This window comes from Rhizobium sp. WW22 (genome assembly GCF_047041135.1).
Lineage (GTDB): Bacteria > Pseudomonadota > Alphaproteobacteria > Rhizobiales > Rhizobiaceae > Rhizobium.
The window spans coordinates 453,046-470,068 of the sequence record NZ_CP178199.1 but is presented as its reverse complement, the minus strand read 5'-3'; the positions used below and the strand labels follow the sequence as shown (position 1 = coordinate 470,068).

The following is a 17,023-nucleotide window of genomic DNA, read 5'->3' as shown; positions in this document are numbered from 1 at the left end:
TTTCGCGATTCGAAGAAAAGCGGAAATGCTCTATCTAATTTGAAAGCCATCCTGCGCAACTCACGGCGCTATCGCTGGTGATGCCCACCACCGTGATCGCCATGGTTGCCGCCATCGCCCTGGCTGTCCTGGTCGTCTCCTTGATGATCACCCCGTCCGTGATCGCCTCTGCCATGATGGTCGTGATGCTCGCCTTCGTCGCCATCATGCTCGTGCGGTTTGCCTGACTTGTCGGGCGCACTTGGCGGATTCGAGACATCCGGCGTGCTGGGAGTTTCGTGTGGTGCGGCAGGCGCCTCGGCGTGTGGCGATTCCTGGGGGCTGGGTGCGCTCGGCGTATCGTGCGGTGCCGGTGCAGGATTATTCTCCGGAGCGTTGCGCGGAGAGATCCCGTTAGGCTGGCCCCTCATCGCCGTCGACAGACCGCAACCACCGCCCCCGACAAAACCCATTCGCCCTGAAAGTTGCTGGCTCCCAGACAGAAACGGCAGAGCCCGCTGATTGCCCAGCGTTTTGAGGACGTCGCGATTGACCCGGCGAGGTTCGCTGATCTGACCGTTGCGCTTTGCAACGACACAATCACATTGCTGTTTCAGTTGCCTGCAGCCGCCAGTGCCGCAGAATTGCGCAGCGCCGTTCAACAGCACAACCGCCGTCGTGCCGTTCGCCCCGACATAAAAATCAAACGCGGTTCCACGCACGCCGATCGTTCCGGCGGGCGTCACGATCTGATAGGCTGAGTGGTTCGAATTTCCGCTCATCCAGCGAAAGCTGCCCTTTGCTGCATTTATGGTCAGCTTTTTCACTGCGCCCGAGTCATCGAACACGAACTTGTCGATGGTAACGGACGATCCGGCTCCGACAGCCAGTCTCGTGCCGTCCCGAAATGTGAACTGGCCGAGGCCCGAAATCGAGGTGCGAATTTGCTCGTCCCGATGAACGGGATCGTCGACTGCGAGCGGACCACCAGCACCCGTAACTTCGGTTTTAATCAGCACCGCCTGGCCGACCTTCTCGGCGGCTTGCGAAGACAATGGTGCGAGCAGCATGGCGCTCAACACAACGGTCACGGCGTGACGCAAACAAAACACCGCACCCTCCCAATATTATTTATATATTATCATAATATTTTAATAAATACAAATCGTAATTCATAATCAAAAATATGTATATCTTTAGACGGTCGAATTAAAATTCGCCAAAATATGCGTGTATTCCGCTGAATATGTTTTCATATATATTCTGGAATGAAATTTATACAGTAATTACAATAATATGCCCGGCGGCATCTCTTGCGGATAGCAAAAAAGAGGTGCCTATTCAAGGCTGCTGAGCTCGAAGAGTTTGAGGCAGGCTCCTTGAACAACGTGTATGAATATCGGCTGGCAGAGGCCCTCGAAAGAGTTGGCTTTGGTCGCGCGCAATGTAGACTGGCGAACTGTTCCGGATGTTGTCATACAAGTATAGGCCGATACGGAGTTCACATCATGGCGATCAGCGATGCTCGGTGGGAGCAAGCATACCCAACGCTTTCAGCTCTTCAAATCGGTGCGGCGCGACGCTTCGCGAGCGGTGAGCCGCATCATTTCGGCCCAGGCGATGTACTCTACGAGATCGGCACTCGCAACGTCCCTGCCTGGCTAGTTCTAGAAGGCTCTGCTGATGCAATTCAGCGTGGCGCGACTGGGAGATCATCTGTGATCGGCACCTACGGTCCCGGCCAGTTCACCGGCGAGACCAATCAATTGTCTGGTCACGCAACCCTCGCATCGGTCGTCGCGGGCGATAAGGGCGTATTGGCTATACCTTTCGATGCGCCGCATCTGCGTGCACTGGTGATCGGGTCGGCGGACGTGGGTGAAGCAATCATGCGCGCCTTTATACTCCGTCGCGTTGCGCTGATCGAAGAAGGGCGGATCGGAGGTGCGGGGTCGGTTCTGGTTGGACGCCGGGATGCTCCCGATATTGTGAGATTATCGGGATTTCTCACCCGGAACGGCTATCCCCACGCCCTTATCGCAGCATGCGAGGTCGAGGGGCGCGAGCTGGTGGAGCGGCTCGGCATCGCACCGGAAGATCTGCCATTGATGATCTGCCCAAACGGAACGCTGCTCAGAAATCCGAGCGACGCGGATGCGGCGTCTTGTCTCGGCATTATGCCGGATCTCGATCCGAAGAATGTCTATGACGTCGCAGTTGTCGGAGCCGGACCGGCTGGGCTGGCCACTGCCGTTTATGGGGCATCTGAGGGATTGTCTGTTCTCGTTGTCGATTCGCGGGCCTTCGGCGGCCAGGCGGGCGCATCCGCCCGGATCGAAAATTATCTTGGCTTTCCGACCGGTATCTCGGGACAGGCTCTTGCAGGTCGGGCCTTTAATCAGGCGACGAAATTCGGTGCCGAGCTTGCGATCCCGCTGACCGTCGGAAAGCTTTGCTGTCATGGAACCGATTCGGCGGCTCCATTCTCCCTTGAACTTAGCAACGGATATACTGCACAGGCGCGTTCCATCGTGATCGCGTCAGGAGCGCGCTACCGGCGGCCCGATATTGCCAATGTCGAAGAACTGGAGGGGGCCGGCGTCTCCTACTGGGCATCCCCGATTGAGGCTCGCCTTTGCGCCGGAGAGGAAATCACTCTGGTCGGCGGCGGAAACTCAGCCGGCCAAGCCGTTGCTTACCTCGCACCGCAGGTAAGCCGCCTGCACCTCGTGGTCCGGCGGCCGCTCGAGCAAACCATGTCCCAATATCTGATCGACCGGATAGCGGCATTGCCTAATGTCGAACTCCATGTGGGTATCGAGATTACGGACTTGCATGGTAATCGAGAGACAGGTCTGACCGGTGCCACCTTCCGTAATGTTCGAACCGGAGAGACAGAGGAATGTGCCTCGCGCCACCTCTTTCTGTTTATCGGCGCCGATCCCTATACCGGCTGGCTCGATGGCTGTGTCGCGACTGATGGAAAGGGCTTCGTTCTCACAGGAGAGCTCATCAGTGATGGCGAGCGACTGCCGCTGGAGACGAGTTGCCCTGGCATTTTTGCCGTCGGAGACGTACGCGCCGGCTCCACCAAGCGGGTCGCCGCCGCCGTCGGTGAGGGTGCGGCCGTCATCGCTCAGATCCATTCCTTTCTGGCGCGCAATGTCGGAGGTCAAAATAGCCACTAGCCGACCACGGGTCATCACCGGCTGGCTATTGTCGGCATCTCTACCTTTTTCACGCTTGACTGCATGCCTGGAGTTCCAGGAAAAGTGCGTAGCAGTTTTCCGTCCGGAATTGCGCGAAAGGAGATAGAGCGGTTCAGGGATTCCGCGAAAAGCTGAACCGTTCTAAGTATTTCCCGACACGGCTTGGAACCTTTCTGGTCTCGCCAACCCAAGGGGACGCGCAACTTTCTGCAAGCTCCGCAGATGGGATCTACCAAATGATGGATACGGCTTAGGCGTTGCGCCTGATACGGTCGGCACCGGTGTCGTCGACGGTAATCAAGGGCGCCGAAACCAGTCCGGCGTCCACAACAGTGGGCTTCGATACCTCTCACGTATGGACATCTCGGTTAGAAGCGGGAGCCCGTCGCACATGCGAAAGCTCCTTTCTAGTGCCTAATCGCGATGTTCGGGCATTGCCTTCAGCTGGTCCTTTGTCCAGGAAGTCACCCCATGGACCTCGCCGCTTTCGTCGCGCATGAAATCGAGATCGGTCACTCGAACGGACACCGGCTTTGCGCCGATACCAAGGAAACCGCCAACATCGATCACGACGCTGCTGCTGATGCCGGCTCCATGCACGTGGTCAACCGTGCCAACCTTGTGATCATCAGTACCATAGATCGATGCGCCTTCCAGATTAGCCTGCGTGAGTTCCTCTTCGGTCAGTCGTATGTGGTTGCTATGATCCATGAGTTATTCCTCCTTTAGCTTCGGGTGTAGCGTCGATTAGCGATGTGATTGGCCTTGCATTCCCTTATGTCCGTCTACCTGGATTGATTGCCACTGGGGCTTGGCCTTTCCTTTTCCGTTCATCAAAAGAACGAACGGCCATGCGAAAGCTTTGTTCCGGAGGGCGCGGTTCGGAAGTCAATCCCTATGATCGACGTCTGCCAGCGTGTCGGCCAAACTCCCCTGGAAACACTTGGCGTCTGCCATTTAATCGGGGCCTTGCTCACTTTGCGTGGTTAAGAGATCACTAGTAGTGACGCCGCTATGGGCTGGCATGCGACCAAAATCGAAATGTCGCCCGGTCCGGGCATCAAGATGCAGAGCGTGGTATTCGGCGAGGAAGGCTGTTGGCTGCGTCTGCTTGCGGACCATCCTAGGGCATATGCCCGGATTGCCGATATTGCGCCCGGGCGAAGCCGATTGCGCCAAGGCGTTTCAGACGCCTGCTCATGCGACACCAGGTGCCTGCGCCGTTCCTTTTCCCAACGGCGGATGTATCGGGCAGCTCCTAACTCTCGAATGATCATAGCGGCCGTGCATGAAGGATATCCAAAACGTTTTGACTTGACTACCAAAACGTTTTGGAGAATCCTTCGTGCCATTCGGGAGGACGATCTTGGCAAATCTCAAGCAACTCGCGCAGTCGCTCGGACTGTCGATCACAACGGTTTCCCGTGCACTCGACGGTTACGACGACGTCTCTGCAGCAACCCGGAAGCGTGTGAGAGAGGCTGCAGACATAGTCGGCTATCGCCCCAACGCATCGGCGCGCAGACTGAGAAAGCAACGTGCCGAACTGGTTGCCATCACGCTGCCGAGCGACCCCGGCCATATCGGTCCGCCGCATTTCCTCGACATGCTCTCCAGCTGTGCTGAGCATCTTGCGAGTGCCGGCCTCAATCTGGTCATCGCGCCTGTGCCACGCGGTGAAAGCGAACTCGACATCTGCCGTCGTTTCGTCGATGGTCGCCGCGTCGACGCCATGCTTCTCGTGCGCACTAGGCGGCAGGACGAACGCGTCGAATTTCTCCAGTCGCGCGGCATCCCCTTCGTCACCAACGGACGCACCGAAAGCCTCGTGCCGCATCCCTATATCGACGGCGACGGTTTTGCCGGCTTCCACGCGGCAACGGCCCGTTTTCAGGCCGCCGGCCACCGCCGCATCGGCCATATTGCCGGGCCGCAGGACTATTACTTCGCGCATGTGCGCTGCACGGGCTGGAAGGCCGCGATGGACGAGGCAGGTCTGGATGCCGATCTCTGCGCCGAAGGCGCGCCGACGGAACAGGGCGGTTATCTCGCCGCACTGGAATTGCTCCGGCAGCCTTCGCGTCCCACCGCGCTCGTCTGCTCCACGGACGAAATGGCGATCGGAGCGCTCAGAGCGCTACGCGAGATCGACGGCGGCGAAGCGATCAGCATTGTCGGTCACGACGACCTGCCGACGGGCGCTTTCACCAGCCCTTCCCTCTCGACCATGCGCATGACCGGCGAAAACCTCGGCGCGAGCTTCGCCTCGCTGCTGTTGCGGGCAATCGCCGGCGAGCCTGCGGAGGAACTGCAGGAGCTTCACGCGATCGAATTCATCGATCGCGACAGCCATCGCCGTCCGATGAAGGCGGCATTATCCGACACAGTGCATCACAGATAAAAACAATGAAGGAGGAGAGAATATGAAACGCATCACGTCATTCGGAATTCTGGCTTCCACTGTGCTGGCCTTTGCTTCGCCGGTGCTTGCCCAGACGGTTTTCGTATCCACCCAGCTTCGCCCGATCGAAGAGGCGACCGTCGTGCGGCAGGATCTGCTGAAGGATGCCGGCAAGGTGGATTATGTGGTCGAAGAACCGCCGCAGTTCGCCGTACGCATGGAAGCAGAGGCCAAGGCCGGTAAGCACACCGTCAGCCTGGTCGGCGCGCTGCACGGTGAGCTTTCGCCACTTGCCGACAAGGATCAGCTCGAACCGCTTGATGACCTCGCTAAGAAGCTCGCCGGCGGCGGCATGCCGCAATCGCTCCTCGATCTCGGCAAGCTCGGCAAATCCACCCAGCAATACATTCCGTGGATGCAGGCAACCTATGTCATGGCCGCCAAGAAGGAAGCCCTGCAATACCTGCCGAAGGGCGCCGATATCAACGCCATCACCTACGATCAGCTGATCGAGTGGGGCAAGAACATGCAGCAGGCGACGGGCCAGCCGCAGATCGGCTTCCCGGCCGGTCCCAAGGGCCTGATGGCACGTTACTTCCAGGGTTATTTCTACCCGTCCTTCACCGGCGGCGTAGTGCGCACCTTCAAGAACGCCGATGCCGCTGCAGGCTGGGAGAAACTCAAAGCCCTCTGGGCCTATGTAAATCCCAACTCGACCAATTACGACTTCATGCAGGAGCCGCTGGCCGCGGGTGAAGTCATGGTCGCCTGGGACCATGTCGCCCGACTGAAGAATGCCATTTCCGCCTCGCCGGACGACTATGTCGTATTCCCGTCTCCGGCCGGCCCCAAGGGCCGCGGATACATGCCCGTTCTCGCGGGCCTTTCGATCCCGAAGGGTGCCCCGGATGCGGCGGGCGCGATGAAGATCATCGAGACACTGACGACCCAGAAGATCCAGCTGCTCACCGCGTCCAAGGTCGGCTTCTTCCCGACGCTGAACGTCCAGCTGCCGCCGGATCTCGACAAGGGCGTCGCACTTCTCGCCGGTGCCGTCACCAAGACCCAGGCGGCCAAGGATGCCGTGATCTCGCTTCTTCCAGTCGGCCTCGGCGACAAAGGCGGCGAGTTCAACAAGGTCTATATGGACAGCTTCCAGCTGATCGTGCTGCAAAACCAACCCGTCGGCGACGTGCTGGCCAAGCAGGGCGCCGTTATGGCCAAGCTGATGACCGATACCAAGGCTCCCTGCTGGGCACCGGATGCCAAGAGCGACGGCGCCTGCCCGGTTCAATAATCCTCCCTGGAGTGCCTGGGCGCGAATGCCCGGACATTCTTTCTGCAACCCTGCTTTTCGAGGCGGGAGCCCATGACCCAAAACCGACCCTGGATCCCCTATCTGCTGATCCTGCCATCCGTCGTTTTCCTCGGCCTGCTTTTCATCGTGCCGCTGGTGCAGACGATCTGGCTGGCGGTCTCGGATGATGGCGCACCGTCGCTTGCAAACATGCAGCGCATGGCGACGGACATCAATTTCATGCAATCGGTGCGCAACACGTTCCTGCTGACGATCGTGGTCGTACCTGTCCAGATCGCCATCGCGCTCGCCATGGGCACGATGGTCGCCAAGATCGGCCGCGGGCGGGAGACGATTCTGTGGATTTGGACGATCCCGCTCGGCATTTCGGATCTTGCCGCCGGCCTCGTCTGGCTGTCGATCCTTCAGAATACCGGTTATTTCAACTCGCTGCTCTTCAGCCTCGGCGTGATCAGCCGCCAGGCGAGTTGGCTCTCCTACCAGACGCCGGTTGCGCTTTTCATCGCCATCGCGGTGGCGGAGATCTGGCGCGGCACGGCGATCGTCATGGTCATCATCGTCGCCGGCCTCAACCAGGTGCCGAAGGAGTTCAAGGAAGCCGCCGAAATCTTCGGGGCCGGTCCCTGGACGCGCTTCTGGAAAATAACGCTGCCGCTGATCCGCCCGGCGCTGCAATCGGCCCTCATCCTGCGCACCGTGCTCGCCTTCGAGGTCTTCGCGGTCGTATATGCGCTGGGCGGCCGTAATTTTCCGGTTCTCGTGGGCGAAGCCTACAACTGGCAGAACCAGAACCAGAATTACAGCGTCGCGGCCGCCTATGCGGTTCTGATCATGGTTATCTCGCTCGCCGCAACCCTCGTCTATCTCAAGGCCTTCAAGGTCGATCCGGAGCGTCTGCCATGAACATGCAAGCCATTAGTTCCGAAGCAGCCGCCACCGCCAATCCCGCAAGCTTCGTTTCATCGCGCCGCTGGTTGCTCTGGAGCGGTATCACCGCGCTTTGCGCCTGGGTTCTGGTGCCGATCTATCTCGTGGCGCTAGGCGCACTCGGCGGGCGACAGGGCGTCTACATCTGGCCGAAGACCGGCCTGCCGACCGGCATCTCGCTCGAACCCTTCATCCTCTTCCTGCAGACGGAAGGGGTCGTCCGCTCCTTCCTCAATTCGCTGGGCGCCGCAGGCATCACGGTAGCCCTCTCCATCCTGCTCGGGGCGCCCGCGGGCTACGCGCTCGCCCGCTACAATTTTCCGGGCAAGGACAGCTACCGGCTGCTGGTCCTGCTGACGCGTGCCTTCCCGCTGGCGATCCTGGCGCTGCCGCTCACCGTCTCCTTCATCCGGCTCGGCCTTTACGATACGATTGTCGGCGTCGGCCTGATCCATACGGTCCTGGCGCTCCCCTTCGCGGCTCTAGTGACCCAGGGCATTTTCCTTGGCGTCCCGAAAGAGCTGGAAGAAGCCGCATGGGTTTTCGGCTGCACCCGCATCCAGGCCTTTTTCAAGGTCGTTGCGCCGCTCGCCTTGCCGGGCATCGTCGCGACGGCCGTCTTTGCGTTCGTCATCTCGTGGAACGAAGTCTTCGCCGCCTCGGTGCTGACGGTGCGCAACCGCACGCTGACGGCCTATCTGCTGACGGTGCTTTCCGAAAGCCCGATGCATTATCGCTTCGCCGGCGGCCTGATGCTCATCCTTCCCTCGGTTGTCTTCATCTTCGCGGTCAGGCGCTACCTTTTCGCGATCTGGGGCATTTCCTCCAAATAACGGGACCAATTCCATGGCCAATATTGTCATCGACCGTGTCCGCAAGAGTTTCGGGGCATTCCAGGCCCTGAAAGAGGTCTCGCTGACGATCAACGACGGTGAATTCGTCTCGCTTCTCGGCCCATCCGGCTGCGGCAAGACCACGCTCCTGCGCATCATCGCCGGTCTCGAAACCGCATCCGGCGGCGATGTCCGCATCGGCGACAAGTCGGTCCTCGGGCTCGCTCCCAAGGATCGCGGGCTCGCGATGGTCTTCCAAAACTACGCGATCTTCCCGCATATGACGGTCTACGAAAACGTTGCCTTCGGGCTGCGCATGCAGAAGGCAGATGAGGCGCGCATCAAGGCGCAGGTCGAAAAGGCCGCCGGCCTGCTGCATATCGAACAGTATCTCGATCGTTATCCGAACAAGCTTTCGGGCGGCCAGCGCCAGCGCGTCGCTGTTGCCCGCGCGCTTGCCGTCGAGCCCAAGGTACTCCTCATGGACGAACCGCTGTCCAACCTCGATGCGCTGCTTCGCCTCGAAATGCGTACCGAACTCAAGACGGTGCTGCAATCCGCCGGCACGACGACGATCTACGTCACGCATGACCAGACGGAGGCGATGGGCCTTTCCGACCGCATCGCCGTCATGCACGGAGGGATCGTCGAGCAGGTCGGCTCGCCGGTCGATGTCTACAATCATCCCGCAACGCGCTTCGTCGGCGGGTTCATCGGCAATCCGCCGATGAACTTCATCAAGGTACCCGTCCTGAACGGCCAGGTCTCTGCCGGTATCGAGCAACTGAATGCACCGCAGGAAGCCGGCAAGGAGATCATCCTCGGCCTGCGCGGCGAGGCGGTCGAGCTTGCGGGCCTGCCCGAGGGCCTCGAAATGAAAGTGCGGGTCGCCGAACCGATGGGCTCGCACCTGCTCCTGACCGGCTCGATCCACGATCAGCCCGTCCGCGTCATTCTGCCTGCCTCCGAAACCGTTGGGAGCGGCGATACGATCGGCCTGAAGCTCGATCGCAAGCGCATCACCTGGCTTTCGCCCGAAAGCGGCAAATCCTTTCCGGCCGTGATGGCCTAGGGGCGTCCCTCCCCGATACCGGAGTACCTACATGAACCTGCATATCGATCAAGCCAAGCGTATTCTCGTCGCCAACGACCGCGGCGGCTATACGGTTCCGACGGACCGGCTCTATCCCTTCCAATGGAACTGGGATTCCGCCTTCGTCGCCATGGGCTTCGCGCTCTATGATACGGACCGCGCCTATCGCGAACTGGAGCGGCTGATCGAGGGCCAGTGGGCGGACGGCATGATCCCGCATATCGTCTTCCACCAGCCGAGTGATACCTATTTTCCAGGCCCGAGCGTCTGGCGCACTCGCCATACGATCCCGACCTCCGGCATCACCCAGCCACCCGTTTTTGCCATCGCGCTCCGCAAGCTGCACGAAGCCACCGGCGACAAGACCCGCACCCTGCCGCTCTATGAGGCGGCCCTGAAATGGCATCGCTGGTGGTATGCGGCTCGCGACCCTGAGGGGACCGGCCTCGTTGCCCTGCTTCATCCCTGGGAAAGCGGCAGCGACAATTCTCCCGCATGGGACCTCGCGCTCGCGCGCGTTCCCACCACTACCGACACGCCGGTCGTGCGCAAGGATACCGGCCATGTGAACGCTTTGATGCGCCCCCGCAACGAGGACTATCAGCGCTTCATCCACCTGGTTGATACCTATGCCGCCTGCGACTGGGAGCCGGCCAGACAGTGGGCGAAGGCCCCCTTCAAGGTCGCCGAGATCCAGACCACCGCGATCCTGCTCAAGGCCGGCGAAGACCTCGAAGCGCTCGCCCACGAATTCGGCCGCATGGAAGACGCGTCCGAAATCGCCGCGCTCAATGAAAAAACTCGTAACGCGATCGTCGCCCAGTGGCGACCCGATCTGTCACGTTTCGTATCCCGCGATCTCGTTTCGGGCTGGGATATCGAGGCTCCGACACAGGCGGGCTTCATCCCGCTTCTGTCGCTCGATCTCGACCAGGCGGTCGTCGGCGCTCTCGTCGATGAAATGAAGGCATGGTCCAAGGGGATGAAAGTCGCCTTCCCGACAGTAAAGCCCGGCGTCGCCAGCTGGGAGCCGAAACGCTACTGGCGCGGCCCGGCCTGGGCGATCATCAACTGGCTGCTGATCGACGGCCTGAAGCGCAACGGCCGGGTCGACGATGCCGAGAAGCTTCGCAAGTCGACCATCACGGCGATCGAGGCGGAGGGTTTTGCCGAATATTTCGACCCGGTCACCGGAGAGGGCTGCGGCGGCCTTGGCTTCTCCTGGACGGCTGCAGCTTATATGTGGCTCGTCGCATCATAAATTTAGGTGCCGGTCGCGCTACGCATAAATCTTAGATTGTGCAAGCAAATCAAGGCAGTAGAAGCAGAGACACTCGCCGGTAAGCTGAAGTCAAGCTACCACAGGCAGACTTGGCGAAGCCCGCAAGCGGGCTATGTCGCGCGCCGGCGGTTCTCCAAAGTGGCGGCGATATTCGCGAGTGAACTGCGACGGGCTTTCGTAACCCACGCGGAAGGCGGCGGTCGTGGCGTCGAGGTCCTGGACCAGCATCAGGCTACGCGCGTCCTGGAGCCTTAGCTGCTTCTGGAATTGCAACGGCGTCATCGCCGTCACGGCGCGAAAATGCTCGTGCAGGCTCGACGGGCTCATGCCGACTTCCGCAGCAAGCTGCTCGATGCTGAACCGTTCCCGGAAGTTCTGCCCGATCCACGCGATGGCGCGGCGACCTGTGCAACCCGCCCCTGGCTGGAGGTGATCTGGCGCATCCTGGCGCCATCCGCGCCGGCGAGCAGCCGATAGAGAATTTCCTGCTCGGTCAACGGCCCGAGTACGGGCAACGCTGCCGGATCGTCGAGCAGAAGCAGCAGGCGCAGCACCGCATCGAGCAGATTGGCGCCGGCGTCGGACACCGTCTTGCCTATGGGCCGAGCGGGCGCTCCCGGTGGCGGCGACACGTGCAACGCCAGCTGTCCCAGCATGACTGGATCGAAATCGAGGAACAGGCAGAGATAGGGCTTGTCAGGTGTCGCCTCGACCACCTGGCCCGTCACCGGCAGATCGTAGGTCACGATCCCATAGCGGCCCGGAGCATATCTGAACACGCGGTCGCCCAGGGTGACCTCCTTTTGCCCTTGTGCGACAAGGCACAGTTGCGGCCGGTATACGTTCGGCATCGGCATCGTCACCGTGGAGGATCGAGCAAGCGTCACCCGTTCGATGGGGGTCGCGTGGAAGCCATCCTTCGAGACGTGCCGGGCAATCACCGCAGCGATTTCAGACAATGTTTCCATGAAGCGGACCATCGCATGCGAGCAGGAGGGCGGCAAGGCGGATCGGCGCGGTTTCTGGAGGATTGGGCAGTAATCCCGGCGCATCGGGCTAACGGTTCAGCGTCGCCACCCATCATAGTGTCTGCAGCGCCTGAGTCACTGCGAACCTGGCTGCAGAACAAGTATGGAGCAAACATGACAATCGATAATCTGAAGACCCCCAAGGTCGTACTAGGCACCTGGGCCTGGGGCGACAGCGGCGAGGCTGGCGACGGCTACTTTGGCAGCCGCCTCACTCAGGTTGGCCTCGAAGAGGTCGCGGAAAAGGCGCATGCGGCCGGCTTTACCCTGTGGGATACCGCCATGGTATACGGCATGGGCCGTTCAGAGACCACGCTCGGGAAGATACTGGAGCGCTACGCTCGCAGCGACTACCAGCTCTCCACGAAGTTCACCCCGCAAGCGGCAGGGACCAGTGATGATCCGGTGGCGGACATGCTGGAACAAAGCCTGGTGCGCCTCGGCACCGACTACATCGACGTCTACTGGATTCACAATCCAGCCGATGTGGCGCGGTGGACCCCGCGCCTGATACCGTTGCTGAAGAGTGGAAAGGTCAAACATGTCGGTGTTTCGAATCACAACCTGAGCGAAATCGAGCTCGCCAACCAGATCCTCGGGGAAGCCGGATTCCAGGTCGATGCCATTCAGAACCACTATAGTCTCCTCTACCGCAGCTCCGAGCAAGCTGGCATTCTGGATTACTGCCGCAACCGAGGTATTCCGTTCTTCGCCTACATGGTGCTTGAGCAGGGCGCCCTGACCGGCAAGTACAGTCCGGAGAACCTGCTGCCTAAAGGAAGCAGACGGGGGGAGGCTTACAATGGCATGCTGCCTCAGCTGAAGGCGCTGACGGACAAGCTCGCATCGATCGGAGAGAAGCACGATGCGGCAGCGCCCGATGTCGCGACGGCATGGGCCATCGCCAAGGGCACGACGCCGATCATCGGCGTCACCAAGCCCCATCATGTCGATGGTCTGGTCCGAGCCGGCAGCATCACCCTTACCGACGCCGACATTGCGGAGCTGGAGGCTCTTGCAGGTGCCACTGACGTGGACACCCGCGGCTGGTGGGAAAAAGAGATGTAGGCTCGTAGTTCCGCGATCCTAAGATCTCGGAGCCGTTCCGAAGGCGCACTTCGCTCGCGCTGAAGAAGCCTTGGTGCGAGCGGCCTACATAGGCCGCTGCAATCGATGGCAGCAAGATCTATTCAGCTGCCACCACATGCCTGCTCTTCAGCACTGCGATCGAAAGGAGAAGCACGATGGCCGAGCAGATAGCGATGACGACCACCATCGGTCTCGCCGTACCGTCCATAAACATACCGCCGATGCCAACCACCAGCGCCGATGTCATGAACTGGACCGTCCCCATCATCGCCGAGGCCGTGCCAGCGATGCGGCCATGGTGTTCAAGCGCCAGTACCGCAGCATTCGGCACGATCATTCCAAGGAAAGCGTAACCCGCAAACAGGAAGGCCGCCATAATGTCGAGGCGGTCGACGCCACCGGCCATCACGACAGCCAGCGCCAACATCGTCAGCGCATAACCAGAAACCGCACCGCGGATCACCTTGCGCAGACCGATCCGGCGGGCAAGCCAGCCGTTCATCTGCGACATGCCGATGAAGCCAACGGCATTCACCGAAAACACCATGCTGTAAAAGCTCGGAGAGAGCCCATAATGGCCGATGAGTACGAAGGAGGAGTTGGCGACATAGATCATGTAGCTCGACATGCCGAAGGAGGCCATCAGCACCAGACCGAGATAGTACGGGTCCTTAAGGAGTGTTCCATAGGCCTTCAATGCCCCGCCGAGGCTGCTTTCACTGCGAGCCGCAACCGGCCGGGTTTCCTCGAGGAAAAAGCGGCCCGCGACGAAGCCGACAACGCCGGCGAAGACCATGACCCAAAAGATCAGTCGCCAGTTTCCGAACATTGTCACGATGCTGCCCGCGAGCGGAGCCAGAATCGGTGAGATACTGAAGACCAGCATAAGCCGCGACATCAGTTGCGCGGCGGCCGCCCCCGTATGCAGGTCGCGCACGATGGCGCGGGCAATCACGACGCCGGCACAGGCGCCTGTGCCCTGAATGAAACGGAAGGCGACCAGCCAGCCAATATCGGTCGAAAGCGCGCAACCGATCGCGCCGATGATATAGAGCACCAGACCGACATACAGAGGCCGCTTGCGGCCAAACATGTCCGACAATGGACCATAGACGATCTGCGACACGGCCATGGCGGCGAAGAAGGAGATCAGGCTTGCCTGAACTGCATGGGTGTCGGCGCGAAGATCCAGGCTGATCGTCGGCAACGCAGGTAAATACATGTCGAGGGCAAAGAGGCCCACGGCTGAAAGAATGCCAAGGACGATGGCATGGTGGGAGCCGGCGGCCCCGAGGGATGAAACGGAATCCTTGCTCTGCACGGAAGAAACCTTTCCCGCACACCATTCCCCGGACGAAACAAAGTCTCATACAAAAAGCATGTGACGGGGATTGAGTGGACGATTATAGATGGGACAGCGGAAAGATGGAGATGGTTCCAACGCATGGCCCGTCATTCCTGTAAAATATTTTGGACAGTATTGTCCAATTGGTCAAGTCCTATATGGTGATGTCATGAAAACTTCGCCCACAGCGGTTTCTTTTGAGACAGAGAGTCCGCCCGCCACCAGCAAACGGCAGGCAATCCTCAACGCGGCCGCAGACGTTTTTGCCGAGGACGGGTTTGCAGCGGCGAGCATCGATGCCATCGCAGCACGAGCCGGCGTGTCCCGTCAGACGGTGTACAATCAACTCGGCGATAAGGATAATCTGTTCAAGGTTGTGGTTGCGGAGATCACCGAGAAGTCGAGCGCCGACTTCTTTCGGGTGTTGGACACATTTCCCGTGGCACCTATCGATCTGGAAACGGAGCTGACGGAATTCTCAGCGCGGCTCCTGCGCAAGGCGGTCTGCGATCCGAATGGCCGCTGGCTACGCAAGCTCGTCGAGACCGAGGGCGGCAGATTTCCCGAATTGTTCGAGACCTGGAAGGAATACGGACCGGGCAAGAAATACCCCGCCATCGCGGCTCGCCTGGCGCAGCTCGCGCTCGCTGGTCATCTCGACATAGAGGATCCGGCACTTGCCGCGCGCCAGTATATGGCGCTGCTCGCAACAGATCTGCGGATCAACCAACAGATCGGCCGTCAAACTCCAGAGGAAGAAGTCGACCGTATGGCAAGAGAGGCAACGAAGACCTTTTTGCGCGCATTCGCCAAGCGCCAAGCACCGGGTGTTGGCTCCGCTCCTGTGACTAACGCCGAGTAGTTTTCGAAGGCTCTTGAAGGGAATAGACCGGCGACGCTGTTGTTGCAAAAGCCGTCCGCTCGAGTTTCCTCAATATCGGCGCATTGATACCGCCGACGGTTAACATGGTAACGTCGGCTTTTGGGAAAGAGCCATTGCGGGCTTTTCGGCCGAATGGGGACGCATTGCTGCCCTCGGATACCGATCTAATTTAAGTCATTCCCTTCTTGCCATCATCGCCAGGCCGACTTGTCAGGATGGCGCTTGTAATAAGGTGGACGAGATGGTCCGCCCGTGGCGCGAATGAGGGTTGGTCGGCCGCCCAGCCGAGAGCCGTTATCAGAGCGAACAGGTCGTCCCCATTCATATCGGCGCGCGCTGTTCCCTCGTCCTGAGCACGAAGCAATAGTCGCGCGCCTGCCGAGTGCACCGCTGCGCACGAAGCATAAAGAGCGGAGTCGGGGTTTGTGTGGGCGGCCGCCATCATGGCGACAACGCCCCTAGAGCTTTGGGTGAATTCCACCAATTTTCGAAACCAGGAGAGAAGTGCTTCGTCGGCCGAAGTCGACCGTTCGAGTTCGGCTACGCTCCGCGTCAGTGCGTCCAGATGAGTACACAGCAGCGCTTCGAACAACGCCTCTCGCGTCGGGAAATGACGGAGCAGCGTGGCCAACCCGACGCCGGCCCGGCGGGCAATGTCACGCATCGACGCGTCCACACCATGCTCGGCGACAACGTCACGCGCGACGGCGAGAATTTGGCTGCGATTTTTTTCTGCGTCGGCTCGCATGGACTACCTTGCTAAACGGATCAGTGATCCATATATGTGGATCGGCGATCCGTTTTACGAAGCGGATCAATGATCCATTGAGGTAGCGTCCGTCTGCGCAGATGGCAACAGGCGCTCTCCGACGCGACAAAGGAAAAGTCATGGGAAAGCTTGAGGGTAAGACTGCCGTGATCACTGGCGGCGCCACCGGTATCGGCCTTGCCGCCGCAAGGCGCTTTATCGAAGAGGGTGCCTTCGTCTTCATTTATGGCCGTCGGCAGCAAGCACTCGATGCGGCTGTGGCCGAGCTTGGGCCCAACGCCCGCGCGGTGAAGGGCTCGGTTTCCGATGAAGCCGATCTCGACCGGCTCTATGCGGCGGTGAAGGCCGAGCGCGGAACCCTCGACATCGTGTTCGCCAATGCTGGAACAGGAAGCCCGCTTCCTCTCGGCCAGATCACCGCCGAGCATATCGACGAAACCTTCGACACCAATGTGAAGGGCACGATCTTCACGGTCCAGAAGGCGCTACCGCTGATGAGCGACGGCGGTTCGATCATCCTGACCGGATCGAGCGCCGGCACCACGGGCGCCCCCGCATTCAGCGCCTACAGCGCGAGCAAGGCAGCGGTGCGCAATCTCGCGCGGACCTGGGCCGAGGACCTGAAGGGCACCGGTATCCGCATAAACGTGCTGTCGCCCGGCGCGACGGCGACCGAACTTGCCAAGGAAGCGCTTGGGGAGGAGGGCCAGAAGGCCTACGGCGCGATGACACCACTCCAGCGCATGGCCGATCCGGCTGAGATCGGAGCGGTGGCTGCCTTTCTCGCTTCCTCGGACAGCAGCTTCATGACCGCCAGCGAGGTCGCCGCCGACGGCGGCCTCGCTCAACTCTGACCCCGGCGCGGTT

Annotated in this window: 14 protein-coding genes and 1 pseudogene; 10 read left to right on the top strand and 5 right to left on the bottom strand. The window is 60.3% G+C overall.

All coding sequences use genetic code 11. The features are described 5' to 3' along the window. Positions 1-68 precede the first annotated feature (68 nt). Positions 69-1,091: a FecR domain-containing protein gene (locus tag ACK83U_RS21095; RefSeq protein ID WP_112608475.1), complete on the bottom strand. Its 1,023-nt coding sequence runs from the start codon at positions 1,089-1,091 to the stop codon at positions 69-71. A 396-nt stretch (positions 1,092-1,487) separates the two neighbouring features. Here ACK83U_RS21095 and ACK83U_RS21090 point away from each other — a divergent pair, with 396 nt between their 5' ends. After that, the gene (locus ACK83U_RS21090) at positions 1,488-3,167 is read left to right on the top strand and encodes an FAD-dependent oxidoreductase (RefSeq protein WP_112608473.1); all 1,680 of its coding nucleotides are present in this window, start codon (positions 1,488-1,490) and stop codon (positions 3,165-3,167) included. 435 nt (positions 3,168-3,602) lie between these two features. Here the strand turns inward: ACK83U_RS21090 and ACK83U_RS21085 are convergent, their stop codons facing one another. Next, positions 3,603-3,899 carry a PRC-barrel domain-containing protein gene (locus ACK83U_RS21085; RefSeq protein WP_112608471.1) on the bottom strand — a complete coding sequence of 99 codons (297 nt, stop codon included), beginning with the start codon at positions 3,897-3,899 and terminating at the stop codon, positions 3,603-3,605. A 655-nt stretch (positions 3,900-4,554) separates the two neighbouring features. Between ACK83U_RS21085 and ACK83U_RS21080 the strand changes: the two genes are divergently transcribed. The 6 genes from ACK83U_RS21080 (at position 4,555) to ACK83U_RS21055 (ending at position 11,021) form a co-directional block, all read left to right on the top strand. After that, positions 4,555-5,589 carry a substrate-binding domain-containing protein gene (locus tag ACK83U_RS21080; RefSeq protein WP_112608469.1) on the top strand — a complete coding sequence of 345 codons (1,035 nt, stop codon included), beginning with the start codon at positions 4,555-4,557 and terminating at the stop codon, positions 5,587-5,589. A gap of 22 nt (positions 5,590-5,611) precedes the next feature. Further along, on the top strand, positions 5,612-6,886 hold the full coding sequence (locus tag ACK83U_RS21075; protein ID WP_112415646.1) for an ABC transporter substrate-binding protein: 1,275 nt from the start codon (positions 5,612-5,614) through the stop codon (positions 6,884-6,886). Between the two features lie 72 nt (positions 6,887-6,958). Next, positions 6,959-7,810, top strand: a complete 852-nt coding sequence (locus ACK83U_RS21070) for a carbohydrate ABC transporter permease (protein ID WP_112608467.1) — start codon at positions 6,959-6,961, stop codon at positions 7,808-7,810. A gap of 2 nt (positions 7,811-7,812) precedes the next feature. After that, positions 7,813-8,667, top strand: coding sequence for a carbohydrate ABC transporter permease (locus ACK83U_RS21065; protein WP_112336125.1), 855 nt, complete (start codon positions 7,813-7,815; stop codon positions 8,665-8,667). A 13-nt stretch (positions 8,668-8,680) separates the two neighbouring features. Beyond that, complete coding sequence (locus tag ACK83U_RS21060) at positions 8,681-9,739, top strand: ABC transporter ATP-binding protein (protein WP_112608465.1); 1,059 nt, start codon at positions 8,681-8,683, stop codon at positions 9,737-9,739. 31 nt (positions 9,740-9,770) lie between these two features. Further along, entirely contained in the window at positions 9,771-11,021 is a 1,251-nt protein-coding gene (locus tag ACK83U_RS21055; protein ID WP_112608463.1) for an MGH1-like glycoside hydrolase domain-containing protein, read from the top strand. 90 nt (positions 11,022-11,111) lie between these two features. Here ACK83U_RS21055 and ACK83U_RS21050 read toward each other — a convergent pair. Continuing rightward, a pseudogene (locus ACK83U_RS21050) lies at positions 11,112-12,010 on the bottom strand (AraC family transcriptional regulator N-terminal domain-containing protein). Between the two features lie 174 nt (positions 12,011-12,184). On the opposite strand from ACK83U_RS21050, the gene ACK83U_RS21045 reads away from it, so the two are divergent. Further along, on the top strand, positions 12,185-13,138 hold the full coding sequence (locus tag ACK83U_RS21045) for an aldo/keto reductase (RefSeq protein WP_112608461.1): 954 nt from the start codon (positions 12,185-12,187) through the stop codon (positions 13,136-13,138). Positions 13,139-13,256: 118 nt separating this feature from the next. On the opposite strand, the gene ACK83U_RS21040 is transcribed toward ACK83U_RS21045, so the two are convergent. Further along, the gene (locus ACK83U_RS21040) at positions 13,257-14,480 is read right to left on the bottom strand and encodes a multidrug effflux MFS transporter (protein ID WP_112608459.1); all 1,224 of its coding nucleotides are present in this window, start codon (positions 14,478-14,480) and stop codon (positions 13,257-13,259) included. A gap of 193 nt (positions 14,481-14,673) precedes the next feature. On the opposite strand from ACK83U_RS21040, the gene ACK83U_RS21035 reads away from it, so the two are divergent. Beyond that, positions 14,674-15,366, top strand: a complete 693-nt coding sequence (locus tag ACK83U_RS21035) for a TetR/AcrR family transcriptional regulator C-terminal domain-containing protein (RefSeq protein ID WP_112608457.1) — start codon at positions 14,674-14,676, stop codon at positions 15,364-15,366. 190 nt (positions 15,367-15,556) lie between these two features. On the opposite strand, the gene ACK83U_RS21030 is transcribed toward ACK83U_RS21035, so the two are convergent. After that, positions 15,557-16,135: a TetR/AcrR family transcriptional regulator gene (locus tag ACK83U_RS21030; protein ID WP_112608455.1), complete on the bottom strand. Its 579-nt coding sequence runs from the start codon at positions 16,133-16,135 to the stop codon at positions 15,557-15,559. A gap of 140 nt (positions 16,136-16,275) precedes the next feature. On the opposite strand from ACK83U_RS21030, the gene ACK83U_RS21025 reads away from it, so the two are divergent. Continuing rightward, positions 16,276-17,010: an SDR family oxidoreductase gene (locus ACK83U_RS21025; protein ID WP_112608453.1), complete on the top strand. Its 735-nt coding sequence runs from the start codon at positions 16,276-16,278 to the stop codon at positions 17,008-17,010. The last annotated feature ends 13 nt before the right edge of the window (positions 17,011-17,023 follow it).

Excerpts from the sequence above, each read along its gene's own strand:
- ACK83U_RS21025 (WP_112608453.1), top strand. The coding sequence starts at position 16,276 with ATGGGAAAGCTTGAGGGTAAGACTGCCGTGATCACTGGCGGCGCCACC.
- ACK83U_RS21060 (WP_112608465.1), top strand. The coding sequence starts at position 8,681 with ATGGCCAATATTGTCATCGACCGTGTCCGCAAGAGTTTCGGGGCATTC.
- ACK83U_RS21070 (WP_112608467.1), top strand. The coding sequence starts at position 6,959 with ATGACCCAAAACCGACCCTGGATCCCCTATCTGCTGATCCTGCCATCC.
- ACK83U_RS21075 (WP_112415646.1), top strand. The coding sequence starts at position 5,612 with ATGAAACGCATCACGTCATTCGGAATTCTGGCTTCCACTGTGCTGGCC.
- ACK83U_RS21045 (WP_112608461.1), top strand. The coding sequence starts at position 12,185 with ATGACAATCGATAATCTGAAGACCCCCAAGGTCGTACTAGGCACCTGG.
- ACK83U_RS21085 (WP_112608471.1), bottom strand. The coding sequence starts at position 3,899 with ATGGATCATAGCAACCACATACGACTGACCGAAGAGGAACTCACGCAG.
- ACK83U_RS21035 (WP_112608457.1), top strand. The coding sequence starts at position 14,674 with ATGAAAACTTCGCCCACAGCGGTTTCTTTTGAGACAGAGAGTCCGCCC.
- ACK83U_RS21055 (WP_112608463.1), top strand. The coding sequence starts at position 9,771 with ATGAACCTGCATATCGATCAAGCCAAGCGTATTCTCGTCGCCAACGAC.
- ACK83U_RS21090 (WP_112608473.1), top strand. The coding sequence starts at position 1,488 with ATGGCGATCAGCGATGCTCGGTGGGAGCAAGCATACCCAACGCTTTCA.
- ACK83U_RS21065 (WP_112336125.1), top strand. The coding sequence starts at position 7,813 with ATGCAAGCCATTAGTTCCGAAGCAGCCGCCACCGCCAATCCCGCAAGC.
- ACK83U_RS21030 (WP_112608455.1), bottom strand. The coding sequence starts at position 16,135 with ATGCGAGCCGACGCAGAAAAAAATCGCAGCCAAATTCTCGCCGTCGCG.